Consider the following 2,804-nt stretch of genomic DNA (forward strand, 5'->3'; position numbering starts at 1 on the left):
TCGCACTGCTACTCCAGCCAATCCCAACGCCGCTCGGGAGTCTCCTGCGGCTGTCTGACAAGCACTGAGGACGAGTAATTCAATGGGATTTTTTTGCTTTTGATCGGCTGAGATCAGACTATTTAACTCATTGAGATTGATCACGTCATCCCAGGTCAGCAGAAAGGTTTTTTCAGCTACTGAACTAAATTCACCATGAGTGGCCAGATGAACGATTTCGTAACCAGAGGTATTAACTTCGGTATTGAAGTTAAATTCAGTAAAGGATTCATTGAGTAAAATCGATGAAGGAATTTGAGCCTTGATATTCTCTAATTCCACCTTCACCCCAGGAAGTGGTGCTAAATTGGGACGATGGGGACGAGTTTCCGTCACTCCAGCAGTCAGAGCCGAAACGTTTTTTCTGACATTTGCTTTAGGGTCGATTAATTGTAAACTAGGTGCTACCGCAATACTATATTTCTCGATCAAATAGTTTTCCCCGTCATAAAGCACAGACATGGGAAGATTGCGCAACGCTCCGTCTGGGATAAATACTAGGGTGCGGATGTTACTCTTGGCTAGTTCCGTTTCAATCGGGCCGATTAACCAGTCGTGTATTATTTGTAAGTTGTCCTTTTGAAGACCTCGCCAAGGGTTAGTAATATCTCTGAGTACCCACTTCAGTTGTCTTTCTATTTTTGTTTGAGGTAAGTTAGTGGTGATCTGGCGCAGAGGTTGTCCCGGTAAGGTGACAATTACTTCCAGGCGTTCTGGCAAGATAATGGTATAGAAGATAGCAGCGTTGGGGTCTATTTTGTCGATATTAACTGGTTTGGCATCTAGACAGGCATCCCGAAAAAAGTTGTCTAGTTCCGCTAGTTGCAGGGATTCAATCACATCTCGTGCTTGTTTGAGGTTTTCTTGAGGTGCATTCGCCTCCAGCAGTAGTCCTACTAATTCTCGGTAGACTGGTTCGACACTCTCTCGAAACTCAAACTGAATATCGCTACTAATCGCGACTAGGTCGCTACGAATCGATTGCAGGGTTTTCACCGATTGAGAATAGGCCGCGATCGCACCTTTTTTATCATCTTTTTGGTTGAGGATTCTGCCCAGTTGCCATTGCCATTGATAGGCTAAATCGGGACCATTGACTTGTTGAGCAATTAGTAAAGCTTTTTCCGTCAATTTTTGGGCATCATCAAGACGTGATGCGTGTTCGTATAAGGTTCCCAAGTTACCTAGGGCTTCAGCTTCCGCTCTTCTATCTCCCAACTCCCTAGCCAACTTAAGGGCATCGGTGAGATAAGTAACCAGGGAGTTGGGAGATTTGAGTTGGGAGTTTTTACTTTTTGACAGGGTTTGGACTAGATTAATTCTAGCACTTATTGCTGTTTGATTTGGAGATAATGTCGTTAAAGTATACTCTATCCCTGACCATAATGCTCTGGCTTGTGACCACTCTTCGTTAGCTATCAATATATTCAGTTGATTTAACTGTCCCTGAATCTTAAGATCCGGTAAGGGAGATTTCTCTACAACCCTTTGATAGAAAGCCATTGCGTCTTTTCTTTTCTGTTGTGATCTAGCTCTATCCCTCAAACTGAGTAGACTTTCAGCTTGTAATCTAGCTGTATCCCCCAAACTGAGTAGACTTTCAGCAATCAAGGTTTGATCTGCTAATGTTTCGGCTATGGCTAAACTTTGTTGTAATATTTCTTGAGAGTCTTGGAATTTACCCACTCGGCGCAGGATATTACCTAAGTATTGGAGGGCGGTACTTTTGAGTTTGCTATCCGGTTGGTCTTGAAGCGTTTCCTTGATTTGAGTTAAGGTTTTAGTGGCTTGATGATATAACCCTAATGATCGTAAGGCTTGCACTTGGTAAATCTGACTTTCCGTCAATCTAGTTAGGTCTCCTAGGTCTTGGTAAATAGCACTAGTTTGCTCCCAATTTGATAAGGCTTTTTTTGCATCACCTAGGGATAAGTCTATTTGTCCTTCCACTGACAGGATTTGGGCTTTTAATTCTTGATATTCTTTAGTATTACGTGAAAGTTGTGATAATTTGCTAGAACTCTGGGATAGGGTTTCTTGAGCTTCTTCTATATCTCCCAAACGTTGATAAACTAAAGCCAGATTAACTAAGCTGTTAATCTCACCAATAAGGTCTCCACTCTCGGTATAGTTACTAATAACTTGCTCCAACAACGGGATCACCTCTTGATATTGCCCTGTTTCATAGAGTTGTTGGGCTTGTTGTTCTAGAGAATCGGGAATCAGGAATCGGGAGTCGGGAATCGGGAGTCGGGAATCGGGAGTCGGGAATCGGGAATCGGGTGTGATGACAACAGAATTTGATAAGGCTTTCCCCGATGCTAGGAAGCACGTTAATGCGATTGCAATTAGAAATGGCAATTTTTTCATGATAATTAATTAAGGGAACAGGGAATCGGGAATCGGAAATTGGGAATCGGGAGTAGGGAATCGGGAATCGGGAATCGGGAATCGGGAGTAGGGAATCGGGAATTGGGAATCGGGAAAAATCCTGGTAGTGGTATACAATTCTTGACTTTAGCTCCCGAAACCTTGACCAGACCAACGCCTACATCACTACATCTTTACCAGTACCATCAAAAAATCAAAGGAGTTTTTTCCTACTATTACCTGCTCCGAAGCTCCCTCTAGATACCGTTTTCAATTAGATCATGAAACCAAATTCTGAGTTATCAGAACATCAAAAAATCCTAGGTTTTCTTTCCTACTATTCCCGACTCCCGACTCCCGACTCCCGACTCCCGACTCCCGACTCCCGACTCCCG

1 protein-coding gene is annotated in these 2,804 nt (G+C 43.2%); it reads right to left on the reverse strand.

What is annotated here, in order from left to right; all coding sequences use genetic code 11:
• Nucleotides 1-2,409, reverse strand: a 2,409-nt coding sequence (locus tag AC4II3_RS32285; protein WP_490723034.1) for a CHAT domain-containing protein, incomplete at its 3' end; no start/stop codon positions are given.
• Nucleotides 2,410-2,804: the final 395 nt, after the last annotated feature.

It is taken from the genome of Moorena sp., from assembly GCF_982860115.1.